The sequence below is a fragment of the Methanococcoides seepicolus genome (genome assembly GCF_023684405.1).
Lineage (GTDB): Archaea > Halobacteriota > Methanosarcinia > Methanosarcinales > Methanosarcinaceae > Methanococcoides > Methanococcoides seepicolus.
The window spans coordinates 1-17,710 of the sequence record NZ_JAGSOI010000056.1 but is presented as its reverse complement, the minus strand read 5'-3'; the positions used below and the strand labels follow the sequence as shown (position 1 = coordinate 17,710).

Annotated in this window: 20 protein-coding genes and 2 pseudogenes; 10 read left to right on the top strand and 12 right to left on the bottom strand. The window is 39.5% G+C overall.

The annotated features are described in order from the left end of the window. The first annotated feature begins 315 nt into the window (after window positions 1-315). Window positions 316-1,695 carry a hypothetical protein gene (locus KDK67_RS11410; RefSeq protein WP_250868918.1) on the top strand — a complete coding sequence of 460 codons (1,380 nt, stop codon included), beginning with the start codon at window positions 316-318 and terminating at the stop codon, window positions 1,693-1,695. Window positions 1,696-1,734: 39 nt separating this feature from the next. Here the strand turns inward: KDK67_RS11410 and KDK67_RS11405 are convergent, their stop codons facing one another. The 4 genes from KDK67_RS11405 to KDK67_RS11390 all read right to left on the bottom strand — a co-directional run bounded on the left by KDK67_RS11405 (window position 1,735) and on the right by KDK67_RS11390 (window position 4,448). Then, complete coding sequence (locus KDK67_RS11405; protein ID WP_250868917.1) at window positions 1,735-2,667, bottom strand: nucleoside recognition domain-containing protein; 933 nt, start codon at window positions 2,665-2,667, stop codon at window positions 1,735-1,737. A gap of 41 nt (window positions 2,668-2,708) precedes the next feature. Beyond that, complete coding sequence (locus KDK67_RS11400; RefSeq protein ID WP_250868916.1) at window positions 2,709-3,242, bottom strand: winged helix-turn-helix transcriptional regulator; 534 nt, start codon at window positions 3,240-3,242, stop codon at window positions 2,709-2,711. Between the two features lie 7 nt (window positions 3,243-3,249). Beyond that, window positions 3,250-3,519 (bottom strand): hypothetical protein, encoded by a 270-nt coding sequence (locus KDK67_RS11395; protein ID WP_250868915.1) that lies wholly within the window; start codon window positions 3,517-3,519, stop codon window positions 3,250-3,252. A gap of 98 nt (window positions 3,520-3,617) precedes the next feature. Further along, window positions 3,618-4,448, bottom strand: a complete 831-nt coding sequence (locus tag KDK67_RS11390) for a hypothetical protein (RefSeq protein WP_250868914.1) — start codon at window positions 4,446-4,448, stop codon at window positions 3,618-3,620. Window positions 4,449-4,677: 229 nt separating this feature from the next. On the opposite strand from KDK67_RS11390, the gene thrC reads away from it, so the two are divergent. Beyond that, a complete protein-coding gene (gene thrC / locus KDK67_RS11385; RefSeq protein ID WP_250868913.1) occupies window positions 4,678-6,021 on the top strand; it encodes a threonine synthase in 1,344 nt (447 codons plus the stop codon). Between the two features lie 264 nt (window positions 6,022-6,285). Here the strand turns inward: thrC and eif1A are convergent, their stop codons facing one another. From eif1A to KDK67_RS11370, 3 genes are all read right to left on the bottom strand, one after another. After that, window positions 6,286-6,606 (bottom strand): translation initiation factor eIF-1A, encoded by a 321-nt coding sequence (gene eif1A / locus KDK67_RS11380; protein ID WP_250868912.1) that lies wholly within the window; start codon window positions 6,604-6,606, stop codon window positions 6,286-6,288. 320 nt (window positions 6,607-6,926) lie between these two features. Beyond that, window positions 6,927-7,097, bottom strand: a complete 171-nt coding sequence (locus KDK67_RS11375; RefSeq protein ID WP_250868911.1) for a hypothetical protein — start codon at window positions 7,095-7,097, stop codon at window positions 6,927-6,929. Window positions 7,098-7,154: 57 nt separating this feature from the next. Next, window positions 7,155-8,060, bottom strand: a complete 906-nt coding sequence (locus KDK67_RS11370) for a pirin family protein (RefSeq protein WP_250868910.1) — start codon at window positions 8,058-8,060, stop codon at window positions 7,155-7,157. Between the two features lie 215 nt (window positions 8,061-8,275). On the opposite strand from KDK67_RS11370, the gene KDK67_RS11365 reads away from it, so the two are divergent. Further along, the gene (locus tag KDK67_RS11365) at window positions 8,276-9,100 is read left to right on the top strand and encodes a nitroreductase family protein (RefSeq protein ID WP_250868909.1); all 825 of its coding nucleotides are present in this window, start codon (window positions 8,276-8,278) and stop codon (window positions 9,098-9,100) included. Between the two features lie 55 nt (window positions 9,101-9,155). Here the strand turns inward: KDK67_RS11365 and mtaA are convergent, their stop codons facing one another. After that, the gene (gene mtaA, locus KDK67_RS11360) at window positions 9,156-10,193 is read right to left on the bottom strand and encodes a methylcobamide:CoM methyltransferase MtaA (protein ID WP_250868920.1); all 1,038 of its coding nucleotides are present in this window, start codon (window positions 10,191-10,193) and stop codon (window positions 9,156-9,158) included. A gap of 258 nt (window positions 10,194-10,451) precedes the next feature. Here mtaA and KDK67_RS11355 point away from each other — a divergent pair, with 258 nt between their 5' ends. From KDK67_RS11355 to KDK67_RS14355, 3 genes are read left to right on the top strand one after another with little or no spacing between them, the layout of a single operon-like run. After that, window positions 10,452-10,583, top strand: coding sequence for a MerR family transcriptional regulator (locus KDK67_RS11355; RefSeq protein ID WP_338101260.1), 132 nt, complete (start codon window positions 10,452-10,454; stop codon window positions 10,581-10,583). Next, entirely contained in the window at window positions 10,580-10,813 is a 234-nt protein-coding gene (locus KDK67_RS11350; RefSeq protein ID WP_250868908.1) for a hypothetical protein, read from the top strand. Before KDK67_RS11355 ends, KDK67_RS11350 begins: the two co-directional genes overlap by 4 nt. Then, on the top strand, window positions 10,810-10,944 hold the full coding sequence (locus KDK67_RS14355) for a hypothetical protein (protein ID WP_276575144.1): 135 nt from the start codon (window positions 10,810-10,812) through the stop codon (window positions 10,942-10,944). The genes KDK67_RS11350 and KDK67_RS14355 overlap by 4 nt, the downstream gene beginning before the upstream one ends. A gap of 53 nt (window positions 10,945-10,997) precedes the next feature. Here KDK67_RS14355 and KDK67_RS11345 read toward each other — a convergent pair whose 3' ends face one another. The 3 genes from KDK67_RS11345 to KDK67_RS11335 all read right to left on the bottom strand — a co-directional run bounded on the left by KDK67_RS11345 (window position 10,998) and on the right by KDK67_RS11335 (window position 13,454). Beyond that, window positions 10,998-11,159 (bottom strand): hypothetical protein, encoded by a 162-nt coding sequence (locus tag KDK67_RS11345; RefSeq protein ID WP_250868907.1) that lies wholly within the window; start codon window positions 11,157-11,159, stop codon window positions 10,998-11,000. A gap of 176 nt (window positions 11,160-11,335) precedes the next feature. Then, window positions 11,336-12,172 (bottom strand): hypothetical protein, encoded by an 837-nt coding sequence (locus KDK67_RS11340; RefSeq protein ID WP_250868906.1) that lies wholly within the window; start codon window positions 12,170-12,172, stop codon window positions 11,336-11,338. A gap of 145 nt (window positions 12,173-12,317) precedes the next feature. Beyond that, the gene (locus KDK67_RS11335) at window positions 12,318-13,454 is read right to left on the bottom strand and encodes a pentapeptide repeat-containing protein (protein ID WP_250868905.1); all 1,137 of its coding nucleotides are present in this window, start codon (window positions 13,452-13,454) and stop codon (window positions 12,318-12,320) included. A gap of 362 nt (window positions 13,455-13,816) precedes the next feature. Here KDK67_RS11335 and KDK67_RS14465 point away from each other — a divergent pair. Beyond that, window positions 13,817-13,969: pseudogene (locus tag KDK67_RS14465) on the top strand (GyrI-like domain-containing protein); the annotation flags it as partial. A gap of 67 nt (window positions 13,970-14,036) precedes the next feature. Here KDK67_RS14465 and KDK67_RS11330 read toward each other — a convergent pair. After that, the gene (locus KDK67_RS11330) at window positions 14,037-14,462 is read right to left on the bottom strand and encodes a cupredoxin domain-containing protein (protein WP_250868904.1); all 426 of its coding nucleotides are present in this window, start codon (window positions 14,460-14,462) and stop codon (window positions 14,037-14,039) included. 149 nt (window positions 14,463-14,611) lie between these two features. On the opposite strand from KDK67_RS11330, the gene KDK67_RS11325 reads away from it, so the two are divergent. The 3 genes and pseudogenes from KDK67_RS11325 to KDK67_RS14680 form a co-directional block, all read left to right on the top strand. Further along, window positions 14,612-16,102 carry a small ribosomal subunit Rsm22 family protein gene (locus KDK67_RS11325; protein WP_250868903.1) on the top strand — a complete coding sequence of 497 codons (1,491 nt, stop codon included), beginning with the start codon at window positions 14,612-14,614 and terminating at the stop codon, window positions 16,100-16,102. A 188-nt stretch (window positions 16,103-16,290) separates the two neighbouring features. Further along, window positions 16,291-17,451 carry a sensor histidine kinase gene (locus tag KDK67_RS11320; protein WP_250868902.1) on the top strand — a complete coding sequence of 387 codons (1,161 nt, stop codon included), beginning with the start codon at window positions 16,291-16,293 and terminating at the stop codon, window positions 17,449-17,451. 126 nt (window positions 17,452-17,577) lie between these two features. Then, window positions 17,578-17,710: pseudogene (locus KDK67_RS14680) on the top strand (IS1 family transposase); the annotation flags it as partial.

Below are 17,710 nucleotides of genomic sequence, written 5' to 3'. Positions count from 1 at the left end.
TTCAGGGAGTGACTAAAATAGAGGCATAGTATATTGTTTTTTGGTAAAATCAATATCAAGCACTGATGGAATTGTGTTGAGTATTCTAAGTTTATATCAAAAACGTGAGGATGGCTGAATAGTTACAATAAAACTTAATTTGGAGTAAACTACACTGAAATATTGAACATTAAACGTCCAAGGTAGTTTGCCCTCCCCCTATAATCTAATGTGGGATACTTTGATTTAAGCATTATGACATATTTTGCCGGTTTCTAAAAAGTGCTCAAAACGAATTACAGAATATTTTTAAACTGGAAAACTAATTCTTATCCTATGGAACTTTTGAGGCAGTTTTCATCCTTTCTTCTCATCTTGCTATTTATCTCCTGTATGGGTTGCATCTCAAATGATGGTTCATCAAACAATAATGACCAACATACCGATCCAGTTCTTTCTGATCCGGATGTTGAGTCCCATAGTGTAAGCCTCAAAAAAACGGCAGTCCTTGACCTCGAGAACGGTTATTCTCTAAAGCTATTGGAAATAAACAGGACGGATAATTATATTCGCATCTCCTTTAGAAAAGAAGGTCAGGAGTATTTGACCTCTAATTTGTTCACCGGTAGTACATATGCTGTAAAGGATCCTAACGGCGAGTATGTTGTGTATTCAGTGAATGTGGATAAGATCTACGATAACAGTTTTCTCATCGACCTGACCTATATGACAAAGTCTGCTATCTCTCTGGATGTTCAGTTTTCAGATCATGATCTCCAGAAAGTGCCTGAATTTAGTATTGGCAGTGACGCCATAACCCGATATTATGAGTGGGAATACGATGGTACAAAATTCAGTATGACAGCCGAGTATTACAAAGACAATTATGATATATATTCCGAAAGAAGCAGATCCCGTGATTTCGACCAGTTCGTAACAGACACATATGATGATACGTTAATATCCCAACTTACTTCCCAGATGGAGGAAATGGCCCATGATGGCGGTTATGGCAAGAATGATATTCCCTACATAACCATGGCTTTTGTGCAATCGCTTCCATATGTAAGTGATAGTGCTTCAGCCGGTTATGATGAATATCCGAGGTTCCCGTTCGAAACACTCTATCATGGTGGCGGTGACTGTGAAGATTCTTCTATACTGCTTGCATCTTTGCTCTATGATATGGGTTATGGTGTAGCACTTCTCGAACTTCCTGGGCACATGGCCGTAGGTGTGAAAGGTGACGATGAACTCTCTGGAAGCTATTACAACTATGACGGAACAAAGTATTTCTATCTGGAAACCACGGATTCCGGTTGGGATGTGGGTGTTATCCCGGATGAACACAAAAATGAGACTGCTATCATAACACCTATCGGTTCAGGTTCTCCTGAATTGCAGCTCACATTTACCGGTACCGGGGAGAAGAATTCCTATGGGACCTCTGTCGATCTGGAAATTATGATCGAGAATGTTGGTTCAACTACTGCGGAAGATGTGGTTATATACACAGCTCTTGAGAGCACGGATGAAGGGATGGTCTGGGACCAGATCAAAAGTGATACTATATCCACAATCGCTCCGGAAAGCAGTATCACTTACTCTGTCTCCGGTCTGAAGGTACCTGATGGTGAAAGTTATCGTGTGGGTATCACAGCATGGGGGTCGAACGTGAACCCTGAATATGTCTATAGTGAATGGACATCCTCTTAAAAAAGGGAGATCTCAAGTAAGGCACATATTTTCCAAGCCTTACCAGAAAAATAGGATAATGCCTATAATTGCTAGCATGATGCCATTCTGCATGATGAGGGAGACGGTCATTATCTTCAAACCCAGTTCTGGTCGGAATATGCCGGTGTAATATGGAAGCATGCTCTTTATCCTTGGAACACTTGCCAGTACTCTTCCCACCAGAAGAGCTAGAATAATGTCTCTTGTGCTAAGCATTTGGGCTGAAAGTAGATTTCCGGCGATCGTATATGCGGCTATATTACTGGCAAACCATCCTGCAATTATTGGCAGGCCTTCCGGTGGCACATAATTGACAAGAAAAGAGCTTTTCATAATATCTGCTATCAGATCGAATATTCCTGTTTCCATTAACTGGAAAATAGCTATTGACACAACTGTTGTCGTCAAGGCCATTCTCATTACCGTTCGCTTTGACCTTCTAAGTGCGGTCAAGGATGCCTCTCTCAACGTTTTCTTTTCAATATCAGTATTAAGTGTGCCCGATGTTCTCGGCGTGAGGAGCAGTCGTGCTGCTACTAAGGCTATAAGTGTTTTCACAAAACCTATGAGCACTACAATTCCCAGATAGATCAATCCTGTTGTTCCCAGCAGTGCGACAATTATGGGGAGAAGGTCCCTTGAAAGCACGATACTTGAGGGGAATGAATTCACCATTGTTGCTATAATGGTCTCTTTCCTGTCTATGTGTTCATCATAGTGCAATTTTGCTATCATGGAATTTCCTGCTGCAGAAGACCCAAAGGATGTGAGGAAACTGAGCCCTATTTCCTGTCTCAGATGGCCAAAATGCATAAGAGGGGAAGCAAGAAAGCCAAATTTATTCACCCATCCCATTTCGACCAGAATGGCCATGGCAAGTGTTCCTATAACTATCGGAGGAAGGACCTTTATAAGATATTCAAAAGCGAGAAAAAGTGCATCTATCCACATTTGTGGGACAATTGATCATATTGGTTAAGAGCTTTACGCATTCAATCCTTTTTTCTGGCTTTCTTAAGGTCCCACATCTCAGCGAAGTTGTCCAGGAGACTGTCAAGAAAGCTTTCCTTATAGCAGATCAGTAATTCAGCCACACGTTCGGGTTCGTTTAGAACAAAATGGCTTTCTCTTCCATTTTTTATCTTTGTTATTACTTGTCCTCTCAGCAGCTTGTTCAGATGCCATGAAGTTGTTGATGGTGCCAGTCCAATAGCATTAGAAAGCTCTCCATTGTTCATACCTTCATTTTGGAGTAAATTGATAAGAATATGTCTACATCCCGTTCTTCTCAAAAGTGCCAATATATTTTTCTCATTTTCTTCCAGTATCCTGTCCCTGGTAAAATAGCGTACGAACTCTTCATCCTTGAAAGAATATATGAGTCGCTTCTTTTCAAGATAATGAAGATGATACTGTAAACTTCCTATCACTATATCCGGACGTCTTTCAAGTTCCCTTAAGTGAATTCCGGGAAATGTTCGGATCAGGTCATAGATCCGTCTTCTTACCTTTAATTCGAGTTCCATAGTGGCTTTAGTCTTTTGTTAATATGGCAATTGAGAATAGCAGCAGTACGATAAAATTGAAAGAACTGGCAATGAACTCTATCGTATCTCCATTTTTTGGAAAGAACTCTTCGGTTGCATCCAAAAATGTCATCAGGAAATAAAATAAAAAAGCTCCTGTAACAAAAAGTAATTTCCTTCTCCTCTCTCTTATGTAAGTAAGCAAAGCTATGGTAAAAAGCAATAATGCCAGTAGACTTGATAGCAATACTATTATGTTGTCTGGTCCAAAAGGCATATTCCAGGATCACCCCATTCTTTATTTTTAAACTAAATTCGGAAGAAAAGTCCTCTGGTTCGATTGCAACCTTTCTTCCAATATATAATTCGATTCGTTCAATATTTATTCTCACTTGAGGGAACTTTAATTACGTCTGGATCTGGTGATGGGGTAGTTATTTCTATCAATTCCATATATCCTGAACTGCCTTCTACCACGATCTCTTTAAGCTGCCCTACACCTTTAGCATAATATTTATTTTCTGCTATTCCAGGGTCAAGAGGTGTCCATTCTCTGGTTACAAGACAATTGTCAAATGAGCCATATTTTACAGTTACTGAATCTGTCAGACTGATCACTTCTGCCATATCTTCAGCTTCACCTTTAAGATATTCCTGGCGATATGTATCACCGATCTGTGATTCCATCTTCATGATTATACCTGGTTTTGCACCATTGATTCCGGCTTCCCATGAACCTTTACTGCTCACATATTCACCGTTTTCATAATCTTTTGAATCTTCTCCGAAGTACCAGACATTTCCATCTGCATCCTGAGCGTACCAGTCATTGGTTTCTTCAATAAGTTCCCCATCTTCCCATACTTTGTCGTTTATCACTGTGGTCGTAACGCCCATAACAACTTTTGTTTCATGAGTTACATATAGTACATTTCCCTCTGTTGCCTTATCCTCATTTTCGCCCTCATAGATGAAGGTGGTTCCCGGGATCAGTGGGAAGTATGGATTATCGATGACCTCTACAAAGTTCTCTACATTGACAGTCGGATCGTATTCACTGGCATCCATGCTTTCGGAAGGTCCTGCTCCTTCTACATCGTCGACAGTAGCTTCCTGGGCAGGCTCGCTGTCTACACAGCCTGCGGCAAATATAGAGACCATCCCTATCAGAACAAAGATCGTTAACAATATTGTCTTTTGTTTCATACTGACATCTACTCCTCAACTTATTAGTTAAAGTTATGAAGCTTACTACAATAACAATTCTGGTACATTTCTCGAAATGTTCGAATGATCCAGATTTTTCGCTGCATGTTCAAATGGTCGGCACTATCCCATCGAAATATTAATTATAAAAGGAAGCTTTTCATACTTCATACACCTTTAAAGAACAAAAGAACATAATGTTCGCCAATCAAATTGATATCTGATCAACATGAAACTCTATAGTACCAATCTCAAAGCAGACGAAGTATCCTTCGAAACTGCTCTTATTACAGGTCTTGCTCCGGATAAAGGCCTTTACCTGCCCAAAGATCTCCCCCATTTCTCAGAGGAAGAGCTTACTTCCCTGAAATATGAGCCATATCCTGAGATAGCCTTTAGGTTACTCAGCAGGATACTTGAAGGTGAGATCGATGAACCATCATTAAAAGAGATCACATATGATGCTTACGACTATGATGTTCCTCTGGAAGAAGTGGATGAGAACACATACATAATGAGGCTTGATCGTGGGCCCACTGCTTCATTCAAGGACTTTGCAGCCCGTATGATGGCAAGGTTGATGCAATTCTATCTCAAAAAAGAGAATAAGAACCTGACAATCCTAACGGCTACTTCCGGAGATACCGGCAGTGCTGTAGCTCATGCATTCTACGGTCTTGACAACATAAAGGTGATCGTTCTATTCCCTGAGACCGAAGTATCAGACCGTCAGAGAAAGCAGATGACGACCCTAGATGGCAACATCTCTGCCATTGCAATGGACGGGAAGTTCGATGACTGTCAGGCATTGGTCAAACAGGCTTTTGCAGACCCTGACCTTAAGCACCTGAACCTTTCATCAGCAAATTCTATCAATATCGGCAGACTTATCCCACAATCCATTTACTATTTCTATGCCTACCTTAAGCTTCGGGAGTTCCCGGAAGAGATCATCTATTCCATTCCTTCAGGAAATTTCGGTAACATGATGGGATGTGTGCTCGCAAAGAAAATGGGTGTGCCAATAAAGAAGATCCTTGCTTCTGTGAACGAGAACGATGAAGTGCCTGTTTTCTTCAACACAGGTGAGTACTCGAAGATCGAACCTTCCAGAAATTGTATCTCAAATGCAATGAATGTTGGCCATCCAAGCAATCTTGCCAGATTGGTGACGATCTATGGTGGTGAAATGGATGAGACCGGCCACATAAATAAGATGCCTGATATGGATATTCTCAACAATGATATCTTCTCTACATCAGTTACCGATGAGGAAACAACGGCTATTGTCAGAGAATTTTATGACAATTATGGTATTTTCATTGAACCCCATGGAGCAGTCGGAATAAAAGGACTTCTGGATTACAGGGCGGTTTCTAATGACGATACACTGGCTGTAACGCTCGAGACAGCTCATCCGGCAAAGTTCCCTAAAGAAGTCATGTCTGCAATAGGTGTTGATCCTGAACCACCCCAGACACTCAAGGATGTCGAGTCAAGGGAAGAATTCGTGGAATTTTTGGAAGCTGACTATGAGCAGTTCAAGAACTACCTGAAGGAAAAGCTTGACTAAGCTTCTCCTTTTTTCTCTCCTTTTCTTTTTTTGTTACTTTTAGAAACAGAACAGTTCTGGATTGGTCAGAGTCCAATATTTTCTAGCACTTTTTTAAGCATATTACCTATTCAGAGATATGCATCAACAGTTTTACAAGAATATGTTCTCGAGCTCAAATAAACGTATTCTGTGTATCGAAAACAACAAATGGAAAAATATACTCAAAAATAAATTTAAGAAAAAATAAGATGATATGAAAAGCAAAAATTGCTATTCATATACTTATTTAAGGAAACCCTTTCTCTCAAGCCACTCGACCTGTGGTCTTGTGTATTTCCATATTACTTCTGCTTTTGAATCCTGGAAGTCCCATGGTGTGATGATAACAATATCGCCTTCACGTACCCACATTCGCTTTTTCTTTGAACCAGGGATACGTCCCATTCTTACGATACCGTCCATACACTGGAGGGTAACTCTTTTTCCTCCGAGGAGGGCACTTACGGTTGCAAGTATTTCATTGTTCTCTCTTCGTGGAGTCCTAACTCTTGTGACAGCTGGAGCATCTGTCTTGCTACCACGACCTCCACTAGTTTTTTTCATATTACTTCTATAATTGGCCAGATTAATTCCTCTTTAGTTTAATGAAAGTTCTGAAATTGGTTGATACATTTCACTCAGATAATAGGTGCAATACCTCAAAACATTGAGGTTATCTTCACCGCCTTAAGACCATTTTCGATCTTTAAGGACCCATACAATTCATTATTGAAAATGAGATGATTTTGAATAACAAATCATAATCGTATTCTTTAGTTATAAAATCCATTCAATCTATATAAAGCCAATTGAAGAAGTTAGATAATTCAACCCTTATCTAGTGATATCTTGCTATTTTGTGACATTAGGGCACTTTTTTAGGCTTAAACCCACCCTTCTTCTTCATATATTGTTATACCTTTGTCCATTACCTGCCTGATATTTTCAAAAACAGCGGTATCGTATCGCCTGCTCTCATCTATTTTTATATGGAGGGGGTGGCACATAAGAAGAAAGAATAACCCTAAGTTCATTGAAGATCTTCTGCCTTTCATTTTCCGTAATGAACAATTGGATATTTCCGAAGCGAACCTATTCAATAACTTTCAATCTCAGGACTTTATAAATGTCCCTTTCCTATATTCTTCAAAAGCTATCTCTAACTCTTCCTGTGTGTTCATCACAATAGGGCCATACCATGCAACCGGCTCATTGAGTGGTTTTCCTGAAATAAGCAAGAAGCGAGCACCTTCATCTCTAGAAGTGACTGAGATACGGTCTCCGTCATTGAACATGATTAGATTCTCGGGACCAATGGAAGATGAATTGTCAAGGTCTGAATATTCAGCATCTTCTACTTCATAAGCATAGGTGTATTCATTTTCATCAAAAGAACCGTTTCCCTTCATCACATATGCAAAGACGGTATATCCCATTTTAGTGGGGTGCGTGAATACTGTATTAGCTGGAATTGTCACATCAAGATATTCAGGATCTGTCACAATGTCCTGTACAGGTCCTTTATTTCCTTCTATTTCCCCGCAAATTACCTTTACGCGAACATTATTCTCTAATACCACTTCCGGGATCTGTTCGTTTTTTACTTCCCGATACCTTGGCTCCATCATCTTATGGGATGCCGGCAGGTTAGCCCATAACTGAAATCCCCACAGGCTGCCATCGGATTCACCTTTTGGCATTTCCTGATGAATTATCCCGCTTCCGGCAGTCATCCACTGTACATCCCCGGCATTAATAATGCCTGAGTTTCCCATGCTGTCACCATGCTCTATTTTTCCTGTGAGTACATAGGTTATAGTTTTTATACCCCTGTGCGGATGCCAGGGAAATCCCATTAAAAATTCATTCGGATCGTTCGAATGGAAGTCATCAAGCAAGAGAAAAGGATCAAGTTGAGGTACCTGATCAAAGCCAAAAGCTCTTTTCAGGTGTACTCCCGCTCCTTCAATGGTCGGCCTGCTCTTCATTATTTTATTTATTGATCTTGTAGTACCCACATAAATTCCCCATAATATATGCTTGTCTGATACTATATGTTGTTATTGCAGAGCAGATCGATTGTCTGAAACAACAGATCTGAATTGTGTTGATCAAAAATTTAACTGAAATTGAAATGATTCCATTTTAAATTTAGAACTTATCAGATGAAAAGTTTATACGCTTTTAACACCAACATTGAATTGACATAAATTTTGTGATGTTAGGTGATAGTATGCAAGTGATCTCTGTAAACCCTGAACTGTGCACCAATTGTGATGTATGCGTAGAACTTTGTCCGATGTCGATAATACTCCCTTCTGAGGAAGGTGGAACTCCTTACAGTCCAGAAGAAGCAGCTGTCTATTGTGCCAAATGTGGACACTGTGAAGTGTTCTGTCCTGAGGGTGCAATTTCCACTTTGTTCGACTCGACCTACTATCAACTTCAGGATGATAGTTTTCCTTCCCTTACATCATCAGAGATCGGTAAATATATGGTGATGCGGCGCTCCGTCAGAAGCTACAAGGATGAAAATGTCGAGAAGTCTACAATTGAAGAAATACTTGATATTGCACGCTATGCTCCTTCCGGGATGAACAACCAGCCGGTGCATTGGACCATTGTCCACGACCCGGGGGAAGTAAAGAAGATCACTTCTCTGACCATTGACTGGATGCGTGAGGTTGTGGCTGATGATATTGACCATCCCCTCAAACCGCTGATGCCCACTCTGATCTCAGTTTATGAAAATGGCGTCGACCCTATATGCAGGGAAGCACCGCATTTGGCTTTTGCTCACACTGGGGCCGAGAATCCGACTGGTTATACCGATAGTATCATAGCACTTTCATGGTTCGAGCTTGCAGCACAGGCATTCGGTATCGGAACATGCTGGGCTGGTTTCCTTGCTATTGCGGCAACATCCTACAAACCACTCATGGATGAGCTTGACCTTCCGCAAGGCCATGTGGTGCAATACAGTATGATGTTCGGTCATCCTGAGCATAAGGTCAATGGCATTCCGGGAAGGGAGCCTGCGAGGATCAATTGGAAATGAGTGTAAATAATACAAAAAATTTTATAAAAATAAGGTAAATAGTTGGAGAATGGACTCACAGGAGTCCTTTCTCCAAATAATATTCATCCCTTGCAGCAACGAATGCTTTCAAATTATCCAGGGATGTATGCGGTGCCAGTCCACAACCTGGTGCGAGAATATCTACTCCATCCTCTATGCACTGTTTTGCTTCTTCTTTCACCTCTTCGGGCTTCATCCCAAGAAGTGTATGCACAGGTGAAACATTCCCTATCAGGCAGGCTTTGTTCCCGATAACGCTTTTTGCATATTGGACATCTACCTTTTCTTCTATGCTTATACCATCGAAACCAGAGGTCGCAACTTTCTCGAGGATATCGGCAGAATCCCCGCACATGTGGGCTATGGTCTTTCCTTTTATCTCACGGTTAAGCCTTTTGTATTCCGGAAATATCATCGTTTCAAAGAATTCCGGTGGGATCAATTCTGGCCCTGCTTCCGAATCAGGTATGCAGACAACATCAGCCCCGCGTTCCAAAAGTGCATTTGAATATTCTATACAAATATCTGTGCCAAATTTTATCAGTTCCTTGATTGCATCGGGGTTTGAAATGAACCACATGAGGTAGTTCCTCATACCAACAAGCGATAAGGCAATAGCAGCCGGCCCGAGGTGACCTGCAATGATTGGTATATCCTCATCAGCTCTCTTATTGATGATCTCCGTGGCATCCAGAATGGTCTTGATCCTTTCAGACTCAAGGAAATTCTCAGGCACTGTCAGGTCTTTCACATCATCGACGATCTCAAAAGGAAAATCGTTAATGGAAGGTTGTGTGTCAAATGTCCCTTCTCTCATCGTACACCCTAATGTCTGGGCGATAGCAGTACCATCGAATGGATAGCGTATACCTTCCAGACCGGCGATCTCATATCCTGCAATGGCAAGTGTGGCCATTTTCTCAGAATTAAAATGTGCTTCCGGCCACTGTGTGCCCGAGGCTTGCATTAGATCAATGGTCCCTGTCTGTGTAACTGAACAGACGGGTACTTTGTCGACTTCTTTGCCTTCAAGCGATCTGATGAATCTTTCCTTTGGTGTAATATCTGTCAGGTGAAACCCTCCTTTATTCGATCTGCGCTAATATTCCTGTGTGAATAGTTCAATATGGGCTGATATGTCTGTTTATTAGTTCCATATAGTTCCGCTCTGAACTACTTTAAATTTGTGATTCAGAAGTTCATTGTAATGGCTTAATGTTCCAGCTTAAAAAGCTTTGACCCGTGGTAGAAAAAGTTCAATTATATAGTTTCAGGCCAATCATCAATTGAGCAGAATGAGATTTGATCGAATACCAATTGGCAAATTTCATTGATAACACATTTGACACAGAAAGCACTTCGGTTATATGACCGGAAAGGGCTTCTTGTGCCTGCATCAAAAAATGCGTTCACTGGATATCGCTGCTATACTTATCCACAGATCGAAAGAGGAATTAAATGATCCGAGATACGTTTGGTGATAAAGCTTATGCGGCTCAGGTCAGATTCATTCTTGATACTATTAATGTCAAGGAACTGTTGAAGATTACCCCGGCTAAACTTACTGATGTGAAAAGATTGCAGTTCCTCAAGCAGATTGTGGCAGCAAGACTGATGTTCAATCTGCAGCGGAGCAGGCTGGCTTTGGATTACTTGAACTTAAAAATTTCGATACTGCAGTTGCTCCGGTGAACGTAGGAAGTATTGTCAGTAGTGGAAAAGAATATCTCAAACCTTCTGATGAAGACGGTGACAAGCTTGTGGATGATCTGATGAAAGCGTACAGTGATGCTCAAGCTGCTGTTGGAGATATGTTAGAATAAATAGTTGCAGAGTGGGGGATTTGAACCCCCTACATCTTCAGGAGCAGTACCTCTCATTGTATTATCATAGCAATAAACAAATGAAAGCTTCCAAACTCCTCTGCGCTGAAGATGCTTCCAATTGTTAATCCGATTTTCATTGTTGTGATAATCATACCAATCTCTCCTATAAAATAAGAATAGAGGAGATTTAGAACTATACATGCAATTCCCATCGCTATAACAAATCCAATGAGGTGTATCACTGCATTTTGATTACCCCATAAAGAATTTAATTTAATATAAGTTTTATTACTGTTTATGGATTTCAACTTTCCTTTTTATGTCCCGACGTGACAGCTTCAGGCATGCCACATCCGAAGTTAGAGATTAATCTTCGATACTCAGAACTTCACTCATCTCGCGTCAATTTATCCAACTGAACACCATAATATCTCAACAGAGACATGCACATAACGAGTGACATTTCCGCATCTTCTCTTGAGACATGATATGGATAATGTGGACCAATGTTGTGGAAATTATAAACTTTTGTGAAAATGCTGTGTATCCTTTTGCTTTTAGAATCATTTCCTTGTTCACCAAGGCACCTTTCATCGATCTTAGCATCAATCTTGGCCTTCTTTTCTTCATCTCTCAGAATAGAACGGAATTGTTCGAGAACTGTTCTACATTTACTTACAACTTCTTCGTTTTTCCCTTCATACAATAAACCTTGAGCTGCCTCTAATGCCTTCATAATGTTTTCAAACTCTGGTAGCTGAGGTGTATCTGGATAAGGAATTTCGAATATTTTGTGTTTCGTATATCCCATCTCAGAAATAAGTTTAATCCATTCACCTTGAGAAAGTTTATGAGATGCTGTATTTAATCGATCCGTTCGTGGATAAGAATATCCCATTTTTTCATCAAATTGCGTATCAAGATATAATACTTTGACAAATGAAGTAAGTTGTACATCCCCGTGGTTTCTTGATTTTTCAATCGCATCAAAAACATGGGGGGCGACGCTAAATTTTTGGTTAAATGTTATTACATTTTTCGACGGAGCATCATAGGATAGAAAATCTGAAACGTTTCCAACTGTAACTCCATTAATCTTGAAATCCAACACATACCCAATAAAAAGAAAATTTCGGTCTTGGGTATTTTTTACATAATATTCAATTTCAATTTCTGGATTTGGAGAACTACGTGCCTGAACTGGTCTTATTGTTGCTTCAAACATTGGCATCACCTTAAAAACATCTTAGAATATGCAACTGTATTTTTAATGATAAGTACTTCGGTATTTCAACTTTCCTTTTTATAATCCAAAGTGACAGCCTACTTTATGTCACAACTTCGATCTACTCTTCTGTCTGAAACCCCGATTATCTCGATATCTGATACGTAATAACAAAGATAATCAATGCGAGCATGGCCACACCAAAAGTAGATTCTACCATAACCAAAGGTTGCATTAATGGTACTGTGATATCTGGCTGAACATTAGCAAATCCAAGACCTGTAAAAGTGGTTAGACTAAGGTAAAAATAATCAAGTAACTGGATTTTACGATCTCCTGTAATTAAAACCCCATCAAGTTGCTTGTACATCAAGCCGAATGTAGTAATCCAAAACAGAGAAATGAGTATAGGTCTAAGAATACTTTCTCCATAACCCGTAAGCATTTTTAAAATAAACCAATCAAACCCCCAAGATTTTATCCTGTCCAGTACACCATTTACACTATTCCACTTATTCCTTACTCTCAAGTGTTTTCGTGTAACCTCAGCTCTGCGGTAGTGGGCATGTTTTGTCCTGAAATCCATACCTTCATCAGAATATAAGTGATATAATTTGTTATAGACTTCTTTAGAAGCTTCATAATATGCAATCTTTTCTTCACGATTCTTTTTGCAATCTGCAATTTTTTCGTTCACTTCCTTTTCATGCAGATTCTCTTTTTCAAATACAGTAGCGTTTCTTAAACTCTTAGCAAGGTCAATGTAAGAAAGATGGAGATTTGCATTCTTCAGAATGGCATTATCTAACATAGATTCGGTATCAAAGCGTGTATTTTCGATTTTAGATTTTGTAAGGTTAGCATTCCTTAAGTCTGCTTTCTGCAATTTTGCACCCCTTAAATCTGCTTTCTGCAGTTTTGCATGAAAAAAAACTGCTTCCTGCAGGTTTGCTCCAATTAGGTTTGCTTTCTGCAGTTTTGCTTCTATCAAGTTTGCTTCCTGCAGGTTTGCTCCAATTAGGTTTGTTTTCTGCAGTTTTGCTTCCATCAAGTTTGCTTCCTGCAGGTTTGCTCCCATTAAGTTTGCTTCCTGCAGGTTTGTAAAACTTAAGTCTGCTTCCTGCAAAAAAGCAAAATTAATATATGTTTCTGTCAATTCAGCCAATTTTTCTTGACTTGGATTTTTTCCCTTAATCTCTTGATGCCAATAGCACAGATTGTTTCCTTCTTCAGTATCCAAAGGACATTCATAGCTTTCTTTTTTAAACTGGCATTTACTCATCCAACATCTCCTAACCACTTCAACATTTTTAAAAGTTCCCTACAATTATTTATCAGTTTCCAAATTAACCATTGCTAACTAATAAATCTAAAAAATCCAATAACCATTTTCAACTTTCCTTTTTTATACTTTCAACTCCCCCCCTCTTGATGTGGAATACCCACATTCTCACACATCAGGAGGACCCTGACACTTGTCACGCATACTATCCACTTCTCAAAATAAAGATATCTTCAAACAAATACCTGCATCCGTTACAATCGATGCAAGGGCGATCAACGCATCGATGATCTATCCGAATCAATAGATCACAGGATATCCTTGTTTTTCTCTTAACAATTCACAAATGACCGTATGAAGAAGTAGATGTGGCATATTCCAAATTGTTCGAATATATGTCTGAACACTCTCTTACGATGTCTGGTCCTGCACGTTCCATCTACCTCAATGACCCTGCAGAAGTTCCAGAAGATGAATTGCTAAACGAGGCACAGGTCCCTGTAAATGAAATTTGAGGGGTATTCCCCTCAGTTTTTGAGAAAAGTCAAGCTTTTAATATCTATATCTTTCAAACTAGGTTGTTCAGGCTTCAACTATTACAGTTCCCTTCATATATGGATGAATGGTGCAGATATAATCGTAAGTTCCTGCCTCTTCAAAGGTCATACTGAATGATTCACCTTTGGCAAGTGTTCCTGAATCGAAATTATTGTTGTTATCTGTGGCTGTATGTGGTGCTGAATCCAGATTTGTCCATTTGATTGTGTCACCAACGGATATGCGGATCTCCTTAGGAGCAAATTTGAAGTCTTCGATCATCACTTCTACAGTTGTTCCCATGGCCTTTTCTGTATCAGCGTTCGTGGTTCCATCATCTTCTGCTTCGGCAGGCTCGGATACTTCATCTTCTATGACTTCTGGTTCGTCTATGATCTGTTCAGTGTTATCCGCACATCCAGCGACGAGGATCGCCATAAGTAATACAAGCAATACAATTAGTTTGTTCAAGATATTATTCCCCCATAAATTCCTTAATAAAATTACTATGTGCATTGATAATATGTATTTTGGTTCTTAAAAAGAATAGTTTCAGCATAAGATTTTTCAATTTTTCTTTAACAATGCTTTTATCATTTGGCATCGTTCCACTCCACAAGATGCCTGCTAATAAAGTACTCTCTGTCCTGAAATATGTCTCTCGTATGAAAAAGGAGTTCATGCTATCTGAGCTCAAGGATTATGTTGAAGACGAAATGTCTATACAAGCCATTTATAATGAGGTTTCATCATCTCTGTTCGATCTTAGGCTCAATGCTGTACCGATGGGGAATGATTTCAGAATAATACGAGCTCCTGGGAAAGAAACCCTTGTGCTCAGTCCTGAAGATAAGGAATTGATGAGTTCATTTTTAAAGTTTGGTACTATTCCTAAGAAGCTCCAAAGGCTAATTGAACAGTACATTGGCGAGAAGACCTCTAAGGACTGGGATGACCCTATAGTCCTGGAGAAAATAAGATGGGCGATACAATCCCAGAAGACCGGTTACTGGAAAGAGGGCAAGGCAAGGAAGATCAGCTATGAAAAAGGCTACAGTATCCTTGGTTATCTTGCTTATCAGTTCCCTGTATATTTCATTCAGTTCCAGCATATCCTCTACGGTATGGAGCTTGATGGCCTGCTCAAGACAAGAATGAAAATAGTTGACTTCGGTACCGGTCCGGGAACCGTTCCTGCTGCAATAGCAGACCATTACATGCGATTGGGTAACGCAGAGGTCGATATGCACAGCGTGGAGCTCTACGATGAGAACATCGAAGCATATAGGCATATTGTTCCTGAGTATGCAAAGGACAATTTGAACGTGAAGGTCGAGGATACCATAAAGGCAAATATTAAAGACCTTACAGCTGACGATCTTCCTGATAAGGTGGATATGATGGTTTTCTCGAACGTGTTCAATGAAATAAGTGAAATGTCTCTCGATGAGAAGGCAGCTCTTCTTAAGGAATTATCTAAAAAGCTCGTTGATGATGGGAACATCGTTCTGATCGAACCTGCTGACAAAACGAATTCTACAGAACTTAGAAGGCTGATGTTCGCTCTCAAAGGTTCAGGGCTTAATGTTTACAGCCCTTGCTCGTTCATTTGGTATGCCGGATGCAAACCGGATGAATGCTGGAGCTTTGAGCAGAAAAATGACATCAATCCGCCAGTTCTGATGAAGAAGCTTGCAGATTGTGAAGAACCGTTCCGTTATTTGAACACTGACATTAAGTACTCCTATGTGATCCTGAGAAAGGACAGGCTAACACGTATCAAGTTCAAGGTACCCCTAAAAGCGAAATTCGCAAGACTTGCAACCATCGATAAATTTGCAGACAAACGCATCAATATCGTTTGCTCCGTGATGTCAGGTGATCTTGGCGACAATAAGTATAGTGTCTACAAAGTATGTGACGGCACTTCAAGAAAGCAGGTCTATGTAATTTTACCATTCCATAATATGAACGTGGAAAACAACGCTATCAAAGAAGCGGATTATGGTGGCATCATAAAGATATATGACGTCCTTGTTAAGTATAATGAGGAAAAGGACTCGTATAATTTGATTCTTGGTAAGATGAGTGCTGTTGAAAAAGTTGAATGAAATTTGAGCTGAATCATTCACTTTTTCTTTTATTATAGAAGTGTAAAATACTACATATTAACCCGGGGATGAACGTATTGGGATGTTCATCTCTAAATATTGTTTAACCTATAGTTCAAATAATGTATATCACATATCTCATATTTTTAATATGAAATCTATTTAAGAAACTGACCCCCTAATATTCTATGGGGTTGGTTAGAATAGTTACATCTTCTTATATTGATGATGTCAAAATTAGTGATGAAACAGTTGCTAAATGGCAAAGAATTGTGGATCTGATGGCTCAGACCTTACAAGTTCCTGCTGGTCTTATCATGAAGGCGGAGCCTCACCATCTCGAAGTGTTTGTATCGAGCAAAACAAAAGGCAATCCATACAAAGCGGGAGAACTAGTTGATCCTGGGTGGGACCATGATCCTGATATTGAGCTAGGGCTGAAATTTTATTTTGGTTTTCCGATCAAATGGCCAAACGGTGAAAGATTTGGTACAATTTGTGTCCTGGATAATAACGATAAGTCTTTGTCCAGTTCTTCTCGCGAATTAATGTTTGAGTTTAAGGAAATTATTGAAACTGATCTTTTAGTTACTTCACAGGCATATGAGAATGAACGAATTGAAAAGGCACTCATTGAAGCAAAAATAGAGTCCGAAAATGTCAGTCAAGCAAAAAGTGATTTCCTTGCGAGCATGAGCTATGAGTTACGCACACCCCTTAATTCGATCATAGGTTTCTCTGATGTACTGCTAACTGAACAGTTCGGGCTGCTTAATGAAAAGCAATTAAGATATCTAAGCAATGTTTCCACAAGTGGAAAAGAGTTGCTGGAAGTTATTAATGGCTTATTGGACCTTTTAAAAATAGAAAGTGGCAAAATGCACCTTCAGATGGAAGATGTTGATGTGTCAGAAGCGATTCAGGATGCAAAAGTTCTGCTAGATCCTCTTGCGTCGGAAAAGGGTATTATTTTGGAATGCAATGTAGAATCTGATGTTGGAAGCATAAAAGCTGATCGAGTCAAGTTCAAAGAGATCTTGTATGATCTTATGAATGATGCTATTAAATTTGCATCTGATAATGGAACGGTAAGATGTTATGCTAATGTTCATGAAAGTAAATTATATGTCAATGTCCAATATACAGGGGTCGAAATATCAAAAGATGAACTTGACAACGTTTTTCAGCCTTTCACACAGGTTAGAAATTTCCACCTGCAAAAATATCAGGGAACCGGATTGAGGTTGCCAATTGTTAAGAAGATCGTTGAATTGCATGGAGGCAATATCGGGGTTGAATCTGAACCTGATAAGGGAAGCACTTTTACTTTTACTATTCCTTATACATAAAAAACATGATCTAGCGCTCATATAGTCCAATTCAATATTACTTTTTTAATTATCTTTTTTATTATTTATGGTAGTCCATCTATATTTAGTTGATATTATGTAATGTGAATCATATACATATATATCATGGGAAAACGGGGACCAAAACCAAAATTTAATGATGTTGCTTGTCCTAATGAAGACTGTGAATACTATGGCCTTACTGGAAAAGGTAATGTTGTAGGTAATGGAACTTATCAGATCAAAGGTAAACGTATTA

Excerpts from the sequence above, each read along its gene's own strand:
- KDK67_RS11325 (WP_250868903.1), top strand. The coding sequence starts at position 14,612 with ATGCCTGCTAATAAAGTACTCTCTGTCCTGAAATATGTCTCTCGTATG.
- KDK67_RS11405 (WP_250868917.1), bottom strand. The coding sequence starts at position 2,667 with ATGTGGATAGATGCACTTTTTCTCGCTTTTGAATATCTTATAAAGGTC.
- KDK67_RS11400 (WP_250868916.1), bottom strand. The coding sequence starts at position 3,242 with ATGGAACTCGAATTAAAGGTAAGAAGACGGATCTATGACCTGATCCGA.
- KDK67_RS11320 (WP_250868902.1), top strand. The coding sequence starts at position 16,291 with ATGGGGTTGGTTAGAATAGTTACATCTTCTTATATTGATGATGTCAAA.
- KDK67_RS11340 (WP_250868906.1), bottom strand. The coding sequence starts at position 12,172 with ATGTTTGAAGCAACAATAAGACCAGTTCAGGCACGTAGTTCTCCAAAT.
- KDK67_RS11410 (WP_250868918.1), top strand. The coding sequence starts at position 316 with ATGGAACTTTTGAGGCAGTTTTCATCCTTTCTTCTCATCTTGCTATTT.
- KDK67_RS11345 (WP_250868907.1), bottom strand. The coding sequence starts at position 11,159 with ATGGGAATTGCATGTATAGTTCTAAATCTCCTCTATTCTTATTTTATA.
- KDK67_RS11395 (WP_250868915.1), bottom strand. The coding sequence starts at position 3,519 with ATGCCTTTTGGACCAGACAACATAATAGTATTGCTATCAAGTCTACTG.
- KDK67_RS11365 (WP_250868909.1), top strand. The coding sequence starts at position 8,276 with ATGCAAGTGATCTCTGTAAACCCTGAACTGTGCACCAATTGTGATGTA.
- thrC (WP_250868913.1), top strand. The coding sequence starts at position 4,678 with ATGAAACTCTATAGTACCAATCTCAAAGCAGACGAAGTATCCTTCGAA.
- KDK67_RS11335 (WP_250868905.1), bottom strand. The coding sequence starts at position 13,454 with ATGAGTAAATGCCAGTTTAAAAAAGAAAGCTATGAATGTCCTTTGGAT.
- KDK67_RS11390 (WP_250868914.1), bottom strand. The coding sequence starts at position 4,448 with ATGAAACAAAAGACAATATTGTTAACGATCTTTGTTCTGATAGGGATG.
- KDK67_RS11350 (WP_250868908.1), top strand. The coding sequence starts at position 10,580 with ATGATCCGAGATACGTTTGGTGATAAAGCTTATGCGGCTCAGGTCAGA.
- eif1A (WP_250868912.1), bottom strand. The coding sequence starts at position 6,606 with ATGAAAAAAACTAGTGGAGGTCGTGGTAGCAAGACAGATGCTCCAGCT.
- KDK67_RS11375 (WP_250868911.1), bottom strand. The coding sequence starts at position 7,097 with ATGAAAGGCAGAAGATCTTCAATGAACTTAGGGTTATTCTTTCTTCTT.